At 65.8% G+C, this 18,663-nt stretch carries 11 protein-coding genes; 4 read left to right on the top strand and 7 right to left on the bottom strand.

The genetic code is table 11. The features are described 5' to 3' along the window. The first annotated feature begins 505 nt into the window (after positions 1–505). Together FA87_RS20890 and FA87_RS18795 are read left to right on the top strand one after the other, a co-directional pair. Positions 506–9,751 carry an autotransporter-associated beta strand repeat-containing protein gene (locus FA87_RS20890; protein ID WP_052191451.1) on the top strand — a complete coding sequence of 3,082 codons (9,246 nt, stop codon included), beginning with the start codon at positions 506–508 and terminating at the stop codon, positions 9,749–9,751. A gap of 257 nt (positions 9,752–10,008) precedes the next feature. Further along, on the top strand, positions 10,009–11,367 hold the full coding sequence (locus tag FA87_RS18795) for a TolC family outer membrane protein (protein WP_081996657.1): 1,359 nt from the start codon (positions 10,009–10,011) through the stop codon (positions 11,365–11,367). 73 nt (positions 11,368–11,440) lie between these two features. On the opposite strand, the gene FA87_RS18790 is transcribed toward FA87_RS18795, so the two are convergent. From FA87_RS18790 to FA87_RS18765, 6 genes are all read right to left on the bottom strand, one after another. Then, positions 11,441–12,079, bottom strand: a complete 639-nt coding sequence (locus tag FA87_RS18790; protein WP_156128594.1) for a hypothetical protein — start codon at positions 12,077–12,079, stop codon at positions 11,441–11,443. Positions 12,080–12,195: 116 nt separating this feature from the next. Beyond that, entirely contained in the window at positions 12,196–12,936 is a 741-nt protein-coding gene (locus FA87_RS18785; RefSeq protein WP_043696737.1) for an SDR family oxidoreductase, read from the bottom strand. Between the two features lie 26 nt (positions 12,937–12,962). Next, positions 12,963–13,730 carry an alpha/beta hydrolase gene (locus FA87_RS18780; protein ID WP_043696734.1) on the bottom strand — a complete coding sequence of 256 codons (768 nt, stop codon included), beginning with the start codon at positions 13,728–13,730 and terminating at the stop codon, positions 12,963–12,965. Positions 13,731–13,748: 18 nt separating this feature from the next. After that, on the bottom strand, positions 13,749–15,173 hold the full coding sequence (locus FA87_RS18775; RefSeq protein WP_043696731.1) for an aldehyde dehydrogenase family protein: 1,425 nt from the start codon (positions 15,171–15,173) through the stop codon (positions 13,749–13,751). Then, on the bottom strand, positions 15,170–15,850 hold the full coding sequence (locus FA87_RS18770; protein WP_043696727.1) for a type 1 glutamine amidotransferase domain-containing protein: 681 nt from the start codon (positions 15,848–15,850) through the stop codon (positions 15,170–15,172). The genes FA87_RS18775 and FA87_RS18770 overlap by 4 nt, the downstream gene beginning before the upstream one ends. A 97-nt stretch (positions 15,851–15,947) precedes the next feature. Next, entirely contained in the window at positions 15,948–16,556 is a 609-nt protein-coding gene (locus tag FA87_RS18765; RefSeq protein WP_043696724.1) for a TetR/AcrR family transcriptional regulator, read from the bottom strand. Positions 16,557–16,695: 139 nt separating this feature from the next. On the opposite strand from FA87_RS18765, the gene FA87_RS18760 reads away from it, so the two are divergent. Both FA87_RS18760 and FA87_RS18755 read left to right on the top strand, forming a co-directional pair. Continuing rightward, positions 16,696–17,430 carry an SDR family oxidoreductase gene (locus FA87_RS18760; RefSeq protein WP_043696722.1) on the top strand — a complete coding sequence of 245 codons (735 nt, stop codon included), beginning with the start codon at positions 16,696–16,698 and terminating at the stop codon, positions 17,428–17,430. 27 nt (positions 17,431–17,457) lie between these two features. Continuing rightward, a complete protein-coding gene (locus tag FA87_RS18755; protein WP_036109145.1) occupies positions 17,458–17,745 on the top strand; it encodes a DUF1330 domain-containing protein in 288 nt (95 codons plus the stop codon). 69 nt (positions 17,746–17,814) lie between these two features. Here the strand turns inward: FA87_RS18755 and FA87_RS18750 are convergent, their stop codons facing one another. Continuing rightward, a complete protein-coding gene (locus FA87_RS18750) occupies positions 17,815–18,609 on the bottom strand; it encodes an NAD(P)H-dependent oxidoreductase (RefSeq protein WP_043696720.1) in 795 nt (264 codons plus the stop codon). Positions 18,610–18,663 lie beyond the last annotated feature (54 nt).

Raw genomic sequence — 18,663 nt, 5'->3', positions numbered from 1 at the left:
ACGACGATAAAACGCTTCGCGTGCCGCTAATGCCTATGCACATTCGGCGCGCGAAGAAAATGATGGGCGAAATCGCAAGTGATATTCGGCAACGGTGCATTCGCGGTCCACGCGTCAAGAGATCGCCGCAGGGCCGTCGCGACGTTTGTTAAATCGCCACGATGAAATACGGAAATGGCGTGAACACTGAGATTCCTTAAGTATCTCTACCTGGTTTCTGACGAAGTCAGGTCGTCTTTTCGTGCCGTATTTGTCGATGTGCACGAATTCCGCGAGCGACGTTTTCGCTTTCTGGAAAGGTCGCGGAAATGCATCGCCAGATTTGTGCATAGACCCCTCACGACCCTCGCTTAGGCTTGCGCCGAATACCAAGGGCCTGATTCCGTCAGGCTCATCGGCGTCACCAATCAGACGTCTATTTGCGGCACGGATTTTCCGGCGTCGCGGCTGAAGTGCGGCCGATATTTCCCGGTCAGGGAACACGCCGTGCGGACCGGGGAGCGTTATGAGCAAGCGTCACATGGGAAACATCCGCCGCACGTCGCTGAGCAGGGGTATCTACCTCACCTTTGCCTCGACCCTGTTCGGTCTCGTCAGCCAGCAGGCCATCGCCGACTGTGCACCCATCGCTCCGGCCAACGGCTCGACCATCACCTGTTCCGGCGGAACGCTGGTCGGCAACCCTTTCAGCACGAACGCGAACAACCTCACCGTTAACGTCACGAGCGACGGGCGCATCGCATCGGCAATCGGCCTCGGTACGGCGATGACGTTGTCGGGTAACAACGTCACGCTCAATAACTCGGGAAGCATCGACCCCTCGCTGCTGGGTCTTCTGACATTGCTGTCGGAAGGCACGGTCGTCGGTAATGCGAACGCGAGCAACCACGTCATCACGAACAACGCGGGCGCCAGCCTGTACGGCACCATCGGCCTGGCGTCGGTCACGATCGGCGATCTCGGTGGCGTGGCGCTCGACATCCGCAATGGCGCGGGTGGCACGACGACGCTTACCAACAACGGCTTTATCGGTGGCAAGCCCCTCGTCGGCGTGGCGGTGCTTGCCGCCGACGCACCTGCGATCGTCGCGTCCGGCCTGGGCAACACCGTCATGACCAACGGTGCGACGGGCACGGTGCAGGGCCGCATCAGTCTGCATGGCACCAGCAACTCCCTGACCAACAATGGCACCATCACCGGCAGCGTCTACATGGGCCAGGGCAACGACACCTTCGTTGCCGATACGGGGTCCGTCGTCAGCAGCACGGGTACGGGCGTGGCCGCATCCATCGGCGATCTGCTTGGCGTGGGGGTGCTCAACTTCGCTGCTGCCGGCATCGTCGACGGCGGCACGGGTACCGACACGCTGACACTGAAAAGCACGACGGACAATGGCATCAGCAGCGCCTCGGCGGCGCAATACATCAACTTCGAGAACCTGGCTATCAGCGGCGGCATATGGGGTCTCTCCGGCCGCCTGGCCAATGCCACCACCATGACGGGCGGTACGGCGATCCTCGCCGATCCCGCCAATCTGGGCGACAGCGCGAACGTCTCGGGCGGCACTATCCAGGCCGCGACGAACGGGCTCGGCGTTACCACGGCGTTCAATATTCAGGCCGGTGCGGGCCTTACCGTCGCCGGTACGAACAATCTCGGTCTGAGCGGTGCCGTGTCGGGCTCGGGTCCTCTGACGAAGACGGGCACAGGCGCCCTGACGCTGGCGGCCGGCAACACGTGGACGGGCGGTACCACGCTCGCCGCGGGCAGTCTGCTGCTTTCGGGTAACGGTGCGCTGGGTACCGGCGCGGTCAACGTGACGGGCGCCGCCACGACGATCACCGCCCTGAATGCGACCACGCTTTCGAGCGGCAACGCTATCGCGGTAGGCGCCGGCAACACGCTCACCATCAACGGAACACAGAACCTGACCCTCAACGGCGCCCTGTCCGGTGCGGGCAACGTGACCAAGGCGGGCACGGGTGTGCTCACGCTCGGTGCCGTCAATACACTCTCTGGCACGTTCTCGATCACCGGCGGCTCGCTCGCCGTCGGTGCGGGCGGCATGTTGATGCCGACGCAGGTGATCACCCTGTCGCCGGGCGGCACGCTCGATCTCTCCGCGGGTGCCAGCCAGACGATCGGCTCGCTGGCGGGCCTCGGTGGCACCGTCAACCTCGGCGCGACGACGCTCACGACCGGCGGGCTCAACACCAGCACGAGTTACGCGGGCCTGATCGCCGGCACCGGCGGCATCGTCAAGGTCGGCACCGGCGTGCAGACGCTTTCCGGCGCGAACACCTTCAACGGTGGTGTCGCGCTCAATGGCGGTGGCCTGCTGCTCGGCAACAACGGCGCGCTTGGTACCGGCGCGCTCAGCGTCGGCGCGAACGTCACGCTCGACGGCACGGCACCGCTCGCGCTGGCCAACAACGTGAACCTCGGTACGGGCGGCACGCTCAACCTGCTCGGCGGGCAGCTGCTTGCTTTCGGCGGCGTCATCGCCGGCACCGGCAACGTGGTGAAGACCGGCGCGTCATCGCTCACGTTGACCGGGGCGAACACGTTCAGCGGCGGCCTCACCGTCAATGGTGGCGCGTTGTTGCTCGGCAACGACAGCGCACTCGGCACAGGCGCGCTCAACGTCGCGGCATCGACCACGATCGATGGCAACAACGTTGCGCTGACTCTCGCCAACGGGGTGAATCTGGCATCCGGTGCCGCGTTGAACGTGCTCGGCGGCCAGCCGCTGACCTTCAACGGTCCGATCACCGGCGCGGGGAGCCTGATCAAGAGCGGCGCGTCCACGACGCTGACGCTCGGCGGTGCGAACACCTTCACCGGCGGCCTCAACATCGGCGCGGGCACCGTGGCGCTTGGTGCCGGTGCCTCGCTCGCCGCGACGGGCGCGGTGAATCTGAGCGGAACCGGCGCGAGCTTCGACATCGCGGCGGCAGGCAACCAGACGATCGGCGCGCTGTCGGGTGTGCCCGGCACCACGATTTCGCTGGGTGGTAACGCGCTGACCTTCGGCGACGCGACCAACCAGACTTACGCCGGCGTCATCGGCGGTACGGGCTCGCTGGTCAAGGCGGGCGCGGGTATCCAGACACTCAGCGGCGCGAACACCTTTACCGGTGGCGTGAGCCTCAATGCCGGTGGCCTGCTGCTCGGCAACAGCGGCGCGCTGGGCACGGGTGACCTCACGGTCAACGGTGCCAGCACGCTCGACGGTACGGCGGCGCTGAACCTTGGCAACAACGTCAATCTGGCGGGTGGATCGCTCGTCCTGACCGGTGCGCAGAATCTCGTGCTGGGCGGTGTCGTCACGGGTGCCGGCGGTCTGATCAAGAACGGCGGGTCACAGCTGACCCTCAACGGCGCGAACACCTTTACCGGTGGCGTGAACCTCAATGCCGGCAGCCTGCTGCTGGGCAACGCGGGCGCACTCGGCACCGGTGCGCTCAACGTCGGCGGCACCGGGTCGCTCGACAGCACGACGGCGCTCAACCTCGGCAATGCCGTGAACCTCGGCGCAGGCACCGCGCTCACGCTCGTCGGCAGCCAGGCGGTCACGCTCAACGGTGCGGTGGCCGGTGCGGGCAGCCTGATCAAGAACGGGGCGTCGGTGCTCACGCTGAATGGTGCGAATACCTTCAGCGGCGGACTGACCGTGAATACGGGCGGTCTCGTGCTCGGCAACAGTGGTGCCATCGGTACGGGCGCGCTGAACATCGGCGGCGCGGTGTCGCTGGATAACAGCGCCGCGATCAGCCTCGGCAATGCGGTCAACCTCGGTGCGGGCAGCGCACTCAGCGTTCTCGGCACCCAGGATCTCGCTCTGGGCGGCACGGTGTCAGGCACGGGAAGCCTGACCAAGAATGGGACATCGGTGCTCACTCTAGGTGGTGCCAATACCTTCAACGGCGGTGTGAACCTCAACGGTGGCGGGCTGCTGCTCGGTAACAGCGGTGCGCTCGGTACCGGCGCGCTGAACGTGGGTGCCGATGCGTCGCTTGATGCGAGTGCGCCGATCAACGTGGTCAACAACGTCGGCCTCGCCGCCGGTGCGAACCTGAGCGTGCAGGGTAGTCAGGCACTCACGCTGGCTGGCGCATTGTCGGGCGCGGGCGCCCTGACCAAGAACGGCGCCGCGACGCTGACGCTGTCCGGCGCAAACACGTACACCGGCGGTACGACGATCAACGCGGGCACACTCGCGCTCGGCGCAGGTGGCAGCCTCGCCGCGACCGGTGGCGTCACGCTGGCCAATGCGGGAGCCGGCTTCGACATCTCAGGCGCGGGCAATCAGACCATCGGCGCGCTGTCCGGCACGGCCGGCACGACGATCGCGCTCGGCGGTAACGCACTTACCTTCGGTAACGGGACCGACCAGATCTTCAACGGCTCGCTCACCGGTAACGGCGCACTGATCAAGGCGGGCGCGGGCGTGCAGACGCTCGGCGGTGCCAGCACCTTCGGCGGCGGCCTGACCGTCAACGCCGGTGGCCTGATCGTCGGAAACGATGCGGCGCTCGGCAGCGGCACGCTGACCATCGGCGGCGCGACCACGCTCGATGCGAGCGGCCCGGTCGCCCTGGCCAATGCGATCGCGCTCAACGCCGGCCTCACCGTGCTCGGCAGCAACGCACTCACCCTCAACGGCAACATCGCGGGCACCGGCGGCCTGACCAAGGACGGCGCGGCACTCCTGACGTTGAACGGCAGCAACACGTACACCGGCGGCACCAACATCAACGCCGGTACGCTGGCGCTCGGTGCGGGCGCCAGCCTGGCGAGCACCGGCATCGTCAATCTGGCGACGGGCGCCACGTTCGATCTCTCGGCAGGCAACGGCACGCAGACGTTCGGCACGCTCACCGGCGGCGGTACCGTCAACCTCGGTGCGAACTCGCTGACCGTCGGGGGCTCGACCAACGGTGTCTTCGCCGGCTCGATCGCGGGTACCGGCGGTCTGATCAAGGAAGGCACCGGCACCGAAACCCTGACCGGTACCAACACGTTCACCGGGGGCACGCTGATCAACGCCGGCACGCTGGCGATCGGCGCAGGCGGCAGCCTGGCTGCGACCGGTGCGGTGAATCTCGCGGCGCCGGGTACGGGATTCGACATGTCGGCGGGCGGTAATCAGGCCATCGGTCTGCTCAACGGCGTCGCGGGCAGCACGGTGACGCTGGGTGGCAATGCGCTCACCCTGGGTGGTGTCGGCAACAGCGTGTACGACGGTCTCATCGCGGGCACCGGCAGCGTCATCAAGAACGGTGCGGGCATCCAGGCGCTCGGCGGCGCGAGCGCCTTCAGTGGCGGCGTCGCGCTCAATGCGGGAGGCCTGGTGCTGGGTAACGACAGCGCGCTCGGCACCGGTGCCCTGTCGGTCGGCGGCAATGCGTCGCTCGACACGACGGCCGCGCTCAATGTCGGCAACAGCATCAACCTCGCGTCCGGCGTGAACCTCGATCTGCTGAGCAGCAACGCGCTGACGCTGAGCGGTGCAATGTCGGGTGCGGGCGGCATCATCAAGGACGGCGCCTCGACGCTGACCCTGACGGGCGCAAACACCTTCACCGGCGGCACGACGATCAACTCGGGCACGCTGGCCATCGGCGCCGGTGGCAGCCTTGCGTCGACCGGTGCGGTGAATCTGGCTGGCACGGGTACGTTCGACATCTCGGCGGGCGGCAACCAGTCGATCGGTTCGCTCACCGGCGTCGCGGGAAGCGCGGTGTCGCTCGGCGGCAACGCGCTGGCGCTCGGCGGTGCGACGGATGCGACCTTCAACGGCAGCATCGGTGGCAGTGGCGGCCTGGTGAAGAACGGCGCGGGCGTGCAGACGCTCAATGGTGCGAGCGCGTTCACCGGCGGCGTGACGCTCAACGCGGGCGGCCTGGTCGTCGGCAACGACGCCGCGCTGGGCACGGGGGCGCTGACCGTGGGCGGTGCATCGACCCTCGATGCGTCGGTCGCCACCACGCTCGCAAACGACGTGATCCTCAACGCCGGGCTCGCGGTGCTGGGCACTAAAGACCTCACGCTCAACGGTGCCATCTCGGGTGCCGGCGGCCTGACCAAGGACGGCGCGGCGACGCTCACGCTCAACGGCACGAACACATACTCGGGCGGCACCTTCATCAACGCCGGCACGCTGGCGCTGGGTGCGGGTGCGAGCCTGCTGAGCAGCGGCACGGTGAATCTCGCCACCGGCGCCACGTTCGATCTCTCGGCCGGCAACGGCACGCAGAGCTTCGGCACGCTGGTCGGCGACGGTACCGTCAACCTCGGCGGCAACTCGCTGGTGGTCGGCGGCCCCACGGACGGCACCTTCAGCGGCAGCATCGGCGGCACCGGTGGGCTGATCAAGGAAGGCACCGGCATCGAAACGCTGACGGGTACGAACACGTATACCGGCGGTACCACGATCAATGCGGGGATCCTCGCCATCGGCGCGGGTGGCAGCCTGTCGCCCACGGGCGCCGTGACGCTCACGGCGGCAGGCACCGGCTTCGATATCTCGACCGGCGGCAATCAGGCGATCGGCGTACTCAACGGCGTCGCCGGCAGCGCCGTCACGCTCGGCGGCAACACGCTGACACTCAACGGCATCGGCAACGGCACCTACGACGGCGTCATCTCGGGCGCGGGCGCACTGATCAAGGACGGCCCGGGGTCGCAGACGCTGGGCGGTGCGAATACCTTCAGCGGGGGTGTCACCCTCAACGCGGGCGGTCTCGTGGTCGGCGACAACGCCGCCCTCGGCACGGGCGTGCTGACGGTGGCCGGTGCGGGAACACTGGATGCCAGCGCGCCGGTCACGCTGGCGAACGACATCGCACTCAACGCCGGCCTGACCGTGCCCGGTAGCAACGACCTGACGCTTGGCGGCGCGATATCGGGTGCGGGGAGCCTGACCAAGAACGGCGCCGCGACGCTGACGCTTACGGGCGCCGGCAGCTACACCGGAGGCACGACGATCAACGGAGGCACGCTGGCGATCGGCGCCGGTGGCAGCCTGGCTCCCACCGGCGCGGTGACTCTCGCCGGTACCGGCACGTTCGACATCTCGGCGGGCGGCGACCAGACGATCGCTTCCCTCGACGCGGTGGCGGGCAGCACGGTCGGTCTCGGTGGCAACCTGCTTACGCTCGCCGGTGCTGCGGACTCGCTCGTCAATGGCACGGTCACCGGTACGGGCGGGCTGGTGAAGGACGGCGCGGGCACGCTCACCCTCAGCGCCGCCAACACCTTCAGTGGCGGCGTGACCCTCAACGCCGGTGGCCTGAGCTTCGGCAACGACGCGGCGCTGGGCACGGGTGCGCTGACCGTCAACGGCGCGACCACGCTGGATGCGACGGCAGCCACCACGCTGGCGAACGACGTCGCACTCAACGCCGCACTGACCCTGCCGGGCAGCAACAACCTGACGCTCAATGGTGCGATCTCCGGCGCCGGTAGCCTGATCAAGCACGGCGTGATCCGTCTGGCCTTGAACGGCAACAACAGCTACACCGGCGGCACCACGGTCGACGGCGGCACGCTCGTCGTCGGCAGCGACACCGCGCTGGGTACGGGCGGTCTCGACATCGACGGCGCCGCTCTGGAAGCGAGTACCGCGGTAACGCTCGGCAACGACGTCACGGTCGGTGGCAACGGCGTGACCGTGCAGGGTCCCGCCGACCTCACCTTGAACGGCACGCTCAGCGGCACCGGCGGCCTCAACAAGGAGGGCACCGGTACCCTCAATCTTGGCGGATCGCTGGCCGGTTTCACCGGTGGCCTGACGGTCAACGGCGGCATCCTCAATGCCAGCAACCCGTACACCGGTGGCATCTCCGTCGGCACGGACGGCACGGCCAGTCTCGACGGCACCGGCAATGTCGTCACGGTGGCCGGCCCGATCGCCGGCACCGTCAACCTGGGTGGCAACAGCACGATCGATATCTCCTACGGCCAGCTGCCGGGTGTCACGGGTACGGTCAACGGGACGGGGCCGGGTAGTACGGTCAACATCACGGGTAGCGGCGAGGCCAGCTTGCCGGGCGGCTCGATCACCCACATCGACAACCTCAACGTCGGTGCCGGCACGCTCACGATCGCTAGCGGTACGACCGCGACCTTCCCGGGTGGCACCACGGTCGGCGGCAACATCGTGGTCAATGGCTCGCTGGGCGGACCGGCGACCGTGACCCCCGGCGGCGGCATCGTCGGCGGCGGTACGGTGACGGGCCCCGTGGTGGTCGATGGCACGATCGCACCGAGCGGCATTCCGGGTGCGACCGGCGCGGCGGGAGGCACCGGTACGCCGGGTACGGTGCTGACGACGGGCGACCTGACGCTTGGTAACGGCTCGACCACGCAGATCCGCACGGGCACCGGCAATACGAGCGACACCATCAACGTCAATGGCGCGGCCACCGTCGGCGGCACGTTGGCGGTCACGCCGACGAGCACCACCTTCAGGCCGGTGAGCCGCTTCACGATCCTGCGGACGACCAACGGCATCAACGGCGCGTACAGCAACGTGCCGACCAGTCCCTTCCCGTTCCTCGACACGAATCTGGCGACCGAAGGCAATGACCTCGTCCTGACATACAGCCAGGCGGGCAGCGGTCTCGGCGCGGGCGGTATCGGCTTCGACCAGTTCCCCGGCCTCAACGCCAATCAGGGCGACATGGCCTCGGTACTGCAGCGCATCGCTGCCTCGGGGGGCGACCCGCTGCCGACTCTGCTGGGCGATGCGCGCGGTCTGACGGCGGATCAGGTCTACCGCGCCTTCGATTCGCTGACCGGTGAAACGTACGCGTCCGCGGCCAATGCCGAGCTTTCCGGGCAGAGCCAGTATCAGGACACGCTGTTTTATCGTCTCAAGCTGCAGCGTGACACCGGCGAGCCGGGTCCGGCGGTCTGGGCGGAACCGTACACCTCGAGCGGCAGCTTCGACCACAGCGTCGACGTCGCAAAGACCGACTACCGCATCCATGGCGTCATCATCGGCACGGACGCGCCGGTCACGCCGGACCTGCGCCTGGGTGTGCATGCCAACTTCGCCAACTCGCGTACCGAGGCGGATCGTCGCGGCGATTACACCGATGTCGATCAGGCGGCGATCGGCCTGCATGCGCTCTACTTCAACGACAAGCAGTGGTGGGCGGAAGGCCTGGCGTCGTACGGCTGGCAGAATGCGGACAGCTCGCGTCGTATCGCGGTGGGCAGCTTTACGCCGCAGGCGACCGGCAGCTACGACGGCAAGACCGCCAATGCCTCGCTGGAGGGTGGCTACCGCTTCCAGCTCGGCCAGTCCATGCACCTGGAGCCGTTCGTCGGCGCGTACTACGCAAAGGTCAAATACGACGCCTTCACCGAGAAGAACGCCGGTGACGCCGACCTCCGCGTCGGCAGGACCAGCGCCAGCAGCCTGCAATACGGCGTCGGCGCCCGCCTGGTCGGCGATGTCGACCTCGGCGTGGAAGGCACGAAGCTGCACCCGATCGTGATGGTCCGCTATCTGCACAACACCCGGGACGATACGACCACGGTGAACAACGCTTTCGCGGGCGCACCGGCCGAGACCTTCTCGGTGCAGGGCTCGCAGCCGGTACGCAACCACTGGCAGGCCGGCGTGGGCGTGAGCTTCGACATCACGCCGAAGGCCAGCACGTTCGTGTACTACAACGCGGACGTCGCCACGCATCAGCGCAGCGACGCGGTGAACCTGGGCTTCCGCTGGAGCTTCTGACCGAGCCGTCCTGACGAGCCGCCGCGGCTCGTCAGGGCGTTCGCGGTGTGACCGCCGGTGTCCGCGCGGGAACGTCCGCGGACACGGTCCTTGCCGGCCCAGACCGGGTATCCCTTCGCCCGAAGGATGTTGCGACCCGCCCTTTGCCCTTGAAAAACAACGCCTGAGCGTTACCGCGATGGCACGCATGTCCGTCCGCACGTGCTGGCATATCGCTTGCAACGTGCCCCGGATAATCGGCGTGCTTAGAGGCGGACATGCAAACAAGGTATCTATCGGGCTGTCTGGCGGCGTTGCTGTCCATGGCTGGCGCGCTGCCGGCGGTCGCCGGCGCGGAAGACCTGCTGGACATCTATCGCGAAGCGGTAGCCAACGATCCCGTCCTGGCGGGCGCCGATGCGCGTCGTCTGGTGGTGGCCGAGGGTGTGCCGCAGGCGCGGTCGGCCTTGCTTCCCCAGCTGTCCGCCGGACTGGAGCTGCAGCAGTTTCATCCCGGCTATGCCGGTGTGGAATCCGGCAACGGCGGTACTTCGTCCGAAACGACCGGCGGCCACAGCCGGCAGCGTGACCTGACGTTTCAGCTCGACCAGACAGTGGTCGACCTGGCGAAATTTTCGCGCGAGCGCCAGGCGAAGCTCACCGCCGAATCGCAGGACGCCACGTACGAAGGGGAGCTGCAGGACCTCTACGTCCGCGCGACCACCGCGTATTTCAACGTGCTGATCGAGCAGGATCAGGTCGAGGTATTCCAGTCATACGAGGACGCTTACAAGCAGCAATACGACCAGGCCGTCATCAAGTTCGCGAACGGGCTGGCGCCGCAGGCGGACCTCAGCCAGTCGAAGGCTTATTACCTCTACATCAAGTCGTCGCGTGTGGATGCGGAGTCCGCGTTGAAGGATGCGCGTCGCGCGCTGCAACAGCTGACCGGCAAGGCCCCTGGCACGCTGAAGAGCCTGCGTGAAGACCTCCCGATGGAGACACCCACGCCGAACACCGCCGAGGCGTGGGTCGAAGAAGCCATGCGTCAGAACCCGAACGTGCTCGCGGCGAGCCGTCTGGTGACGGCCGATGAGCATTCGATCTCGGCGGCGCGCAGCGGTCATCTGCCGACGCTCAATTTCTCGGTGGGCTACGACAAGGCCGGCGCGTGGTCGAACACGGTTCGTGGAGGCGCAGGTTATGGCCCGGGTAGTACGACGGTCGGCCTGGTGCTGGCCGTGCCGCTGTTCAGCGGCGGCCTGACCCAGTCGCAGGTGCGACAGGCGATACACCAGCGCGATGCGGACCAGGACGACCTGGAATCGCTGCGCCGGCAGACCGCGCGTGATGCCACTAATTATTTCAACCTGATCACTGCGGGCATCGGACAGGTCAGCGATGCGCGCGATGCGGTGAAGTCGGCTAACGACGCGCTGGCTTCCATGCGCGCGGGTTACGACATCGGTACCCAGAGCCTGACCAACGTCGTCGTCGCGATCGCGCAGCTGGCGAACATCCGTACGCAGTACACCGCGCTACGCCACCAGTTCATCCTCAACAAACTGCTGCTCAAGCGCAGTGTCGGCGCTGCCGAGCTGAAAGACATCGAAGAAATCAACCGGCTGCTGCAGTAGCCACTGTGGTGGGAGCCAATCCTATTGGCGATGCTTCTGTAGGAGCCAGCCCTGCTGGCGAAAGCAACCCACCTCAGTGCTCAGCCAAAGCCACCCACTCCGACTCAGCATGCGCCTCACGATGCACGAAGAACAACGCCCGCACCGTCGCATCGACCATGCAGCTCGTCGTCAGCATCGCGTCCGTGCCGTCCGCCGGTGCGAACGCATAACTGACGTCGATCTTCTTCACCTTGGCGATGAAGTTACCCGCCGTCCCGTGTAAGCGAAGATCCAGATGGTCGATGTAAGGATGCCCCCCGGCATCCTTCGTCACGGTGACCACGCCATCGAACCGTTCGTCGTCGCCCTTGCCGTCGCTGCTCACGTTGATATGCCCGGCCTGGACATTGCCGCGCGGCAGACGCGTCGTCGTAAACGCGTACGTCGTCCGCCCGGCCTCCTGTTTCGTCACGTGGGCATCCGTACCGATGACGTCCCGCAGTTCGTCGTAGGAACCCATGATCTTTTTCGACTCCTTGCGCGGATCCACGGATTCGGAATCCAGTTCGGGCTTGTCGCCGCCCTTGACCGTCGTGGTCGTACGGATGACGCCGTGCAGATGGGCCGTGGGCACGGCCTTGCGGGCGAGTGCCTGTTCCAGCAGCGCATCGTGGGCCGTGACGGTCGATGCCCCGGCGAGCAACAGCAATCCCAGATAAGCGGCTCGCATCGGCATCCCTCCTTCCGTTCGGACATATCCATGGAAGGTAGGCCGGCCATCGCCGGGCGCCATGGCCCATTGGTCACGACCGGCCCATAGGTCATGCCGCGCCGGATGCACCCCGGTCAGAACACCTGCTGCGTCGGCCGGATCACGATGTTGTTGATGTCGACGTCGGCGGGCTGCTCGATCGCGAACGCGATGGCCCGTGCGACCGACGCCGCCGGAATCGCCTGCTTGTAGAAATCCAGCACGGTGTCCTTCGCGGTGCCCGATGTGCTGAGCTTGAGATCGCTCTCGACCGCGCCCGGTTCGATGCAGGTCACCCGGATATCGCCACCCACTTCCTGGCGAAGGCCTTCCGAGATCGCGCTGACCGCGAACTTGGTACCCGAGTAGACCGTGCCGCCCGGTGCGAAGACCTTCACGCCGGCGACGGAGCTCAGGTTGATGATGTGGCCGCGCTTCTGCTCGATGAAGCGCGGGAGCACCGAGGCGATGCCGTACAGCGTGCCCTTCAGATTGACGTCGATCATCGCGTCCCACTCGTCGGTGTTGACCTCGGACATGGGACGGATCGGCATCAGGCCGGCATTGTTGATGAGGACGTCCAGCGTGCCGAAGTCGGCCACCGCGGCGCCGACGACCTGGGCGAACTGTGCTTTGTTGGTGACGTCCAGCGTATAGGCCGCGGCTTGCCCACCGGCCGCGACGATCTCGGCCACGACGGCATCGAGCATCGATTTGCGACGCGCTGCCAGGGCGACCCTGGCACCGCGGGCCGCGAGATGCTTCGCGAGTTCCGCACCGATGCCCGTGCTCGCGCCCGTGATCAGGACGACCTTTCCTTCGATTTGCTTGCTCATGGTATTGCCCTCTATGTCGTGAGTGCTTACTTGACCGACTTGCTGGCGGCCTGCTCGATCAGCTTCGCCACGTCGGCAGGATGCGAGAGAAAGGCGACGTGACTGGAGGCGACCTCGACCGTGGTGCTGCCTGCGCGCTTCGCCATGAAGCGTTCGAGATCCGGGTTGACCGTCCGGTCAAGCGTGGCGACGAGCGCCCAGCTCGGCTTGGTCTTCCACGCCGCGGTCGACACGGGGGCGGTAAACGCCTGGACGGAAGGCATGACCTGCGAGGCCGCCATGAAGCGGGTTTCCTTCTCCGGCACGTCGGCGGCGAAGTCGGCATGGAACTGCGCGGGATCGATGTAAAGGAAGTTGTCCGCCGTCTTCTTGATCGCCTTGGTCGCGCCGGGATTCTTCTCGGTCAGCGTGGCCAGGCTCTCGCCGGCCTCGGGCTGATAAGCGGCGATGTAGACCAGGCCGGCGACCTGCGGATCGTTGCCCGCTTCGGTCACCACGGCACCGCCGTAGCTGTGGCCGACGAGGATGCTGGGGCCGTCCTGCATGTGGACGACGCCCAGCGTCGCCTTGACGTCATCGGCGAGCGAGGTTTCCGGCTCCTGCACGATGGAAACCTTGTAGCCATCGCGGATCAGGATGTCGGACACCGCTTTCCAGCCGGAGCCATCCGCGAAAAATCCATGGACCAGGACGATGTTCTTCACGGGTGCGGCGGTGACGGCGCCGGCGCCGAAGACGGAGAGGGAGATCGCCAGGGCGGCGGCGAAACGGGTGCGACGGAATGCTGTTTTCATGAGGTTCTCCTTGGGCGCTTACTTGCGGATCAGAATGGTTTTCGGATTGGTGAAGAGCTGGCGCCCTTCGCTGCCGTGCTCGGTGCCGACGCCGGATTGCTTGTGGCCGCCGAAGGGCACGTCCACGCCCTGGGTATGGATCTCGTTGACCCAGACCATGCCTGTCTCGAGGCGGTTGGCCACCGCGACGGCGGCGGCGGTGTCGCGACCCCAGACGGAGCCGCCCAGACCGAACGGACTGTCGTTGGCACGCTCGATCACGTCGTCGACGTCGTCGTAGGCGATGATCGGCACGATCGGAGCGAACTGCTCTTCCTGCACGATCTTCGAATCTTCCGGCGGGTTGTCGACGACGGTCACGGGGATGAAGTAGCCGGGACGGTCCGGGTCGATCTCGCCGCCGAGGACGATCTTCTGACCGTTCGCCTTGATGTCGTCGAGGAACGTGACGACCTTGTCGAACTGCATCTTGTTCTGCACCGGGCCGACGGTGACCTCGGGGTCGAGCCCGTCGCCGAGCTTCTGCCGCCTGGCGTATGCCACGAATGCGTCGACGAAGTCCGCGTGGAACGAACGGTGGACATACAGGCGCTTGATGCCGACACACCACTGACCCGAATTGCCGACAGCGCCCCAGAACAGTGCGGGCACGATCGAACGCCAGTCGGCTTCGGGCAGCACGATCGCCGCGTCGTTGCCACCCATCTCGAGCGTAAGTCGCTTGATCGTCCCGGCAGCGGAGCGGATCACATGCTTGCCGGTCTCGGTGGACCCGGTGAAGCTGATCTTGGCGATGTCCGGGTGCGCGGTCATCTGCGGGCCAAGCTCGTTGCCGCCGGAAACCACCGAGAGCACCCCGGGTGGCAGCACGGACTGCGCGATCTGCCCGAAGCGCAGTGTGGACAACGGCGTAAACGGCGAGGGCTTGATCACCATCGTGTTGCCGGTGATCAGTGCCGGCGCCACCTTCCACAAGGCGAGCAGCACGGGGAAGTTCCACGGTGTGATCGCACCGACGACGCCCAGCGGCGTGTGGTGAAGCTCGACGATGTGGTCGTCGGTCTCCTCCACGATCTCGACGGGAATGCGCCGCGCGGCGATCTGCCGGATCCAGGAGATCGACTGGTCGACCTCCGGCTCCGCCATCGTCTTGAGCGGTTTGCCCTGCTCAAGGGTGAGCAGTCGGGCCAACTCGTCGCGATGGGTTTCGAGCGCATCGGCATAGGCGTTGAGATAGACCTGGCGCCGCTCGTAGCCAAGGGCCGACCAGGTCCTGAAGGCCGCTTTCGCGGCGGCGATCGCTTCGTCGAGCTGCGCGGCGCTGGCGGCGGGCGCCTGCGCCAGCACCGTCCCGGTCGCCGGATTCATGACGTCGAAGCGATCGCTCGTCTCGATGAGCTTGCCGGCGATGCTCAGGTAATACGGACCGTCGAAGATGTTCATGCCGACAGCTGCTTCATCAGCACAGCGGCGGCTTCCGACGACGACGCGGGGTTCTGGCCCGTGATCAGCAGGCCATCGGTAACGACGTACGAACCCCAGTCCGGACCCTTCGAGTAGATGCCACCCCTGGTCTTCAGTTCGTCTTCGACGAGGAAGGGCACCACATTGGTGAGGCCAACGCCTTCTTCTTCCGTATTGGTGAAGCCCGTGACCTGTTTGCCCTCGACCAGCGGCTTGCCGTTCGACGCCTTGACGTGGCGGAGCACGCCCGGGGCATGGCAGACGAGGGCGACCGGCTTACCCGCTTCGATGAACGATTCGATCAGCGCGATCGAATTTTTGTCCTCGGCCAGATCCCACAGCGGGCCGTGACCGCCCGGATAGAACACGGTGTCGAAGTCGGCCTGCGAGACGCTGTCGAGACGGACGGTGGCGGCGAGCTGGGCGTTGGCGGCGGCGTCGGCTTCAAAGCGACGGGTGACGTCGGTCTGGAACGACGGCTCGTTGCTCTTCGGATCGAGCGGCGGCTGGCCGCCCTTGAGCGAGGCGAGAACGATCTCGGCGCCGGCGTCCTTGAAGGTGTAATAGGGCGCGGCGAGCTCTTCGAGCCAGAAGCCGGTCTTGCGGCCGGTGTTGCCAAGCTGGTCGTGCGAGGTCAGAACGATGAGGACTTTCATGGGAATCTCCTGATTGATTGAGTAAAGTAGACCAGTCGTCTAGTAACTAGGGGTAAAAAAACGCTTCGCGAAGAAGCGTCCGTATCGCCTCCCGGCCTCAGGCCGGGAGCTTCAAAATCTGGCGGGTGGTAGCCATCGCCTTGTCGAACGGTTCGGTGTTGCGAACGATCTTGACCATGACGCTGGCGCCCAGCCAGAGCTGGTAGAGGCTCTGCGCCACGTCCGCCGCCGGCTCGTCGACCGACAGTGAGCCGTCGGCCACCCCGGCCTCGATCGCTTCGGCGAGGTAGCGGATGATCCCCGTGGTGCCGCGCCTGAGCGAGGCGCGCATCGCTTCAGACAGATCCGCCACCTCGGCGCCCAGCTTCACGGCAAGGCACTTACCCTGGCAGTCGTGGAAGGACTGGTTGTCCCGCCACGCCTGAAAGTAGTTCTCCAGACGAGCCGCCACCGGGCCGCCGGCCTGACGAAGCGTGCGATCCATGTCGGCCAGGTAGTCCTCGAAGTAGTCCTCGAGCAAGGCCTCACCGAACGCGTCCTTCGATCCGAAGTAGTGATAGAACGACCCCTTCGGCACACCGGCAGCCGCCAGCACTTCATTGAGGCCCACCGCAGAGAACCCCTTGCCGCCCATGATGCGCTGGCCCGTGGCCAGGATCCTGGCGCGGACGTCGGACGATTCGTTGATGGCGGTGGCTGGGCTCATGGGACGAACTCTACATGCCATTAGACCGGTCGTCTAGTATTTTTTTCGAGGAATATCTGAACTGACGGGTTTTAAGTCCGGCAGGCCATCCACATGTCGAACGCAGCGATATTCCCAACCCACCGAGCAAGGATCTGGAATGAACACCACGCAGAAAGTCGCCCTCGTCACCGGCGCCACCCGCGGCATCGGTCAGGAAACCGTCCGTCAGCTGGCGAAGGAAGGTGTGATCGCGCTGCTGGCTGGCCGCGACGCCGGTCGTACCAAGGCGGCGGCGGACAAGCTCAAGGCCGAAGGCCTCACCGTCGAACCGATCGCGCTCGATGTCACCGACAGCGAAAGCATCAGAAAGGCCGTGGCGGAAGTCGGCGAGAAGTACGGCAAGCTCGACATCCTGGTGAACAACGCAGGCATCCTCGTCGACGACATGAGCAAGGCCCCGTCCGAGCAGACGCTGCAGGCATGGCGCGAGACCTTCGACACCAACGTGTTCGCGGTCGTCGAAGTGACCAACGCCTTCCTCCCGCTGCTCAAGAAGGCCCCGGCGGCGCGTATCGTCAACGTCTCGAGCCAGCTCGGTTCGATCACGCTGCACGTCGATCCGAACTCACCGATCTACAGCTTCAAGGTGCCGGCGTACGATGCGTCGAAGACCGCCATCAATTCGTGGACCGTGCATCTTGCTTATGAACTGCGCGACACGCCGATCAAGGTCAACGCGGTGCATCCGGGTTATGTGCAGACCGAGATGAACGGTGGCAACGGCGAGATCGATGTGCCGACCGGTGCGAAGAGCAGCGTCGGTATGGCCTTGCTCGATGCCAACGGTCCGACAGGTAGCTTCACCTACCTCGGCAAGACGCTTCCCTGGTAAGTCCACCCACCCCTCAGGATGTGAACTATGGCGACTTATGTCGTGTTTTCCCGCGATCGCACCAAGGATCCGGAAGAGATGAAGATCTACGCAGAGAAAGCCAGTGAGGCGCGCGGAAACCATCCCATCACGCCGCACGCGTTCTACGGTGAGATCGAGACGCTCGAAGGGCCCGAGGTCGAGGGTGCGGTCATCATCAGCTTCCCGACGAAGGCCGAAGCGCTGGCCTGGTACAACAGTCGGGAGTACACCGAGGCGCGCGCGCATCGGTTCAAGGGTGCGGACTACCGGGTGTTCATGGTCGAAGGGGTCTGACCGACACCCACGGAACCCGGTGCTCGGTCCGTACGATCGAGCACCGGGTTTCGAGCCATGGGCTCCGCTTCAACAGGGTGCCGTGCCAGTGTCCTGATGAAGTCCGAATCCGACCGTATCCTGTCCAAGCCCGTCACGCAGGCGCAAGCTCGGTATCTCGTAGTCGCCCCCATTCTGTCGCCGGAAAGGAATCGGAGACGTGATCGCCAGATTGCGCATGCGCTCGCGTAACGCTTCGGCCATCGCGGGAAACGCGTCCTCGCCCATGCGATCCAGACGGTAGGCGACGAACGGCGGCAGGACGTCGAACCCCGGGTAGTGCAGTACCCCGTGGTTGATCGGAAAGAGCAGGTCATCGATAGGCCCGTTGATACCGCGTGGCCCGTAGTGCTCCTCCCAGCCACCGGCGGTGACGACGAGCATGGCGCGCTTGCCCGCGAGCGTGCCTTCGCCGAAACGGTCGCCCCAATGCCTGTCGCTATGCTCGCCGACGCCGTACGCGAAACCATAGGCGTACACGCGATCGATCCATCCTTTGAGAATCGCCGGCATCGTGTACCACCACAGGGGGAACTGCAGAATGACCGCGTCGGCCCAGAGCAGCTTCTCCTGTTCCTCGCGCACGTCATCGGTCAGGGTTCCCGAGGCAAAGGCTTCAGCCGAAGCACGTGCGGGGTGCAGACGGTCGTCACTCCGGAGAGCAGGGAAGTCATCGCGATCGACCACCGCTTTCCACCGCTGACCGTACAGATCGGTCTGACGCACGTCGTGGCCCTGAGCCAGCAGCTCCGCGATAGCGACATCGCGCAGTGAACCATTGAGTGAGCGGGGCTCAGGATGAGCAAAAACAAGCAAAACCTTCATAAAGACTCCGGATGTCGAATGACCTCACGGTAGCCAACACGTGATCCATCCACT

It is taken from the genome of Luteibacter sp. 9133, assembly GCF_000800155.1.
GTDB lineage: Bacteria > Pseudomonadota > Gammaproteobacteria > Xanthomonadales > Rhodanobacteraceae > Luteibacter > Luteibacter mycovicinus.
This window is presented reverse-complemented; position numbering and strand designations above follow the sequence as displayed.

What these genes read in the sequence shown, in the direction of transcription:
- FA87_RS20890 (WP_052191451.1), top strand. Translation starts at nt 506, where the DNA reads ATGAGCAAGCGTCACATGGGAAACATCCGCCGCACGTCGCTGAGCAGG.
- FA87_RS18795 (WP_081996657.1), top strand. Translation starts at nt 10,009, where the DNA reads ATGCAAACAAGGTATCTATCGGGCTGTCTGGCGGCGTTGCTGTCCATG.
- FA87_RS18790 (WP_156128594.1), bottom strand. Translation starts at nt 12,079, where the DNA reads ATGCGAGCCGCTTATCTGGGATTGCTGTTGCTCGCCGGGGCATCGACC.
- FA87_RS18785 (WP_043696737.1), bottom strand. Translation starts at nt 12,936, where the DNA reads ATGAGCAAGCAAATCGAAGGAAAGGTCGTCCTGATCACGGGCGCGAGC.
- FA87_RS18780 (WP_043696734.1), bottom strand. Translation starts at nt 13,730, where the DNA reads ATGAAAACAGCATTCCGTCGCACCCGTTTCGCCGCCGCCCTGGCGATC.
- FA87_RS18775 (WP_043696731.1), bottom strand. Translation starts at nt 15,173, where the DNA reads ATGAACATCTTCGACGGTCCGTATTACCTGAGCATCGCCGGCAAGCTC.
- FA87_RS18770 (WP_043696727.1), bottom strand. Translation starts at nt 15,850, where the DNA reads ATGAAAGTCCTCATCGTTCTGACCTCGCACGACCAGCTTGGCAACACC.
- FA87_RS18765 (WP_043696724.1), bottom strand. Translation starts at nt 16,556, where the DNA reads ATGAGCCCAGCCACCGCCATCAACGAATCGTCCGACGTCCGCGCCAGG.
- FA87_RS18760 (WP_043696722.1), top strand. Translation starts at nt 16,696, where the DNA reads ATGAACACCACGCAGAAAGTCGCCCTCGTCACCGGCGCCACCCGCGGC.
- FA87_RS18755 (WP_036109145.1), top strand. Translation starts at nt 17,458, where the DNA reads ATGGCGACTTATGTCGTGTTTTCCCGCGATCGCACCAAGGATCCGGAA.
- FA87_RS18750 (WP_043696720.1), bottom strand. Translation starts at nt 18,609, where the DNA reads ATGAAGGTTTTGCTTGTTTTTGCTCATCCTGAGCCCCGCTCACTCAAT.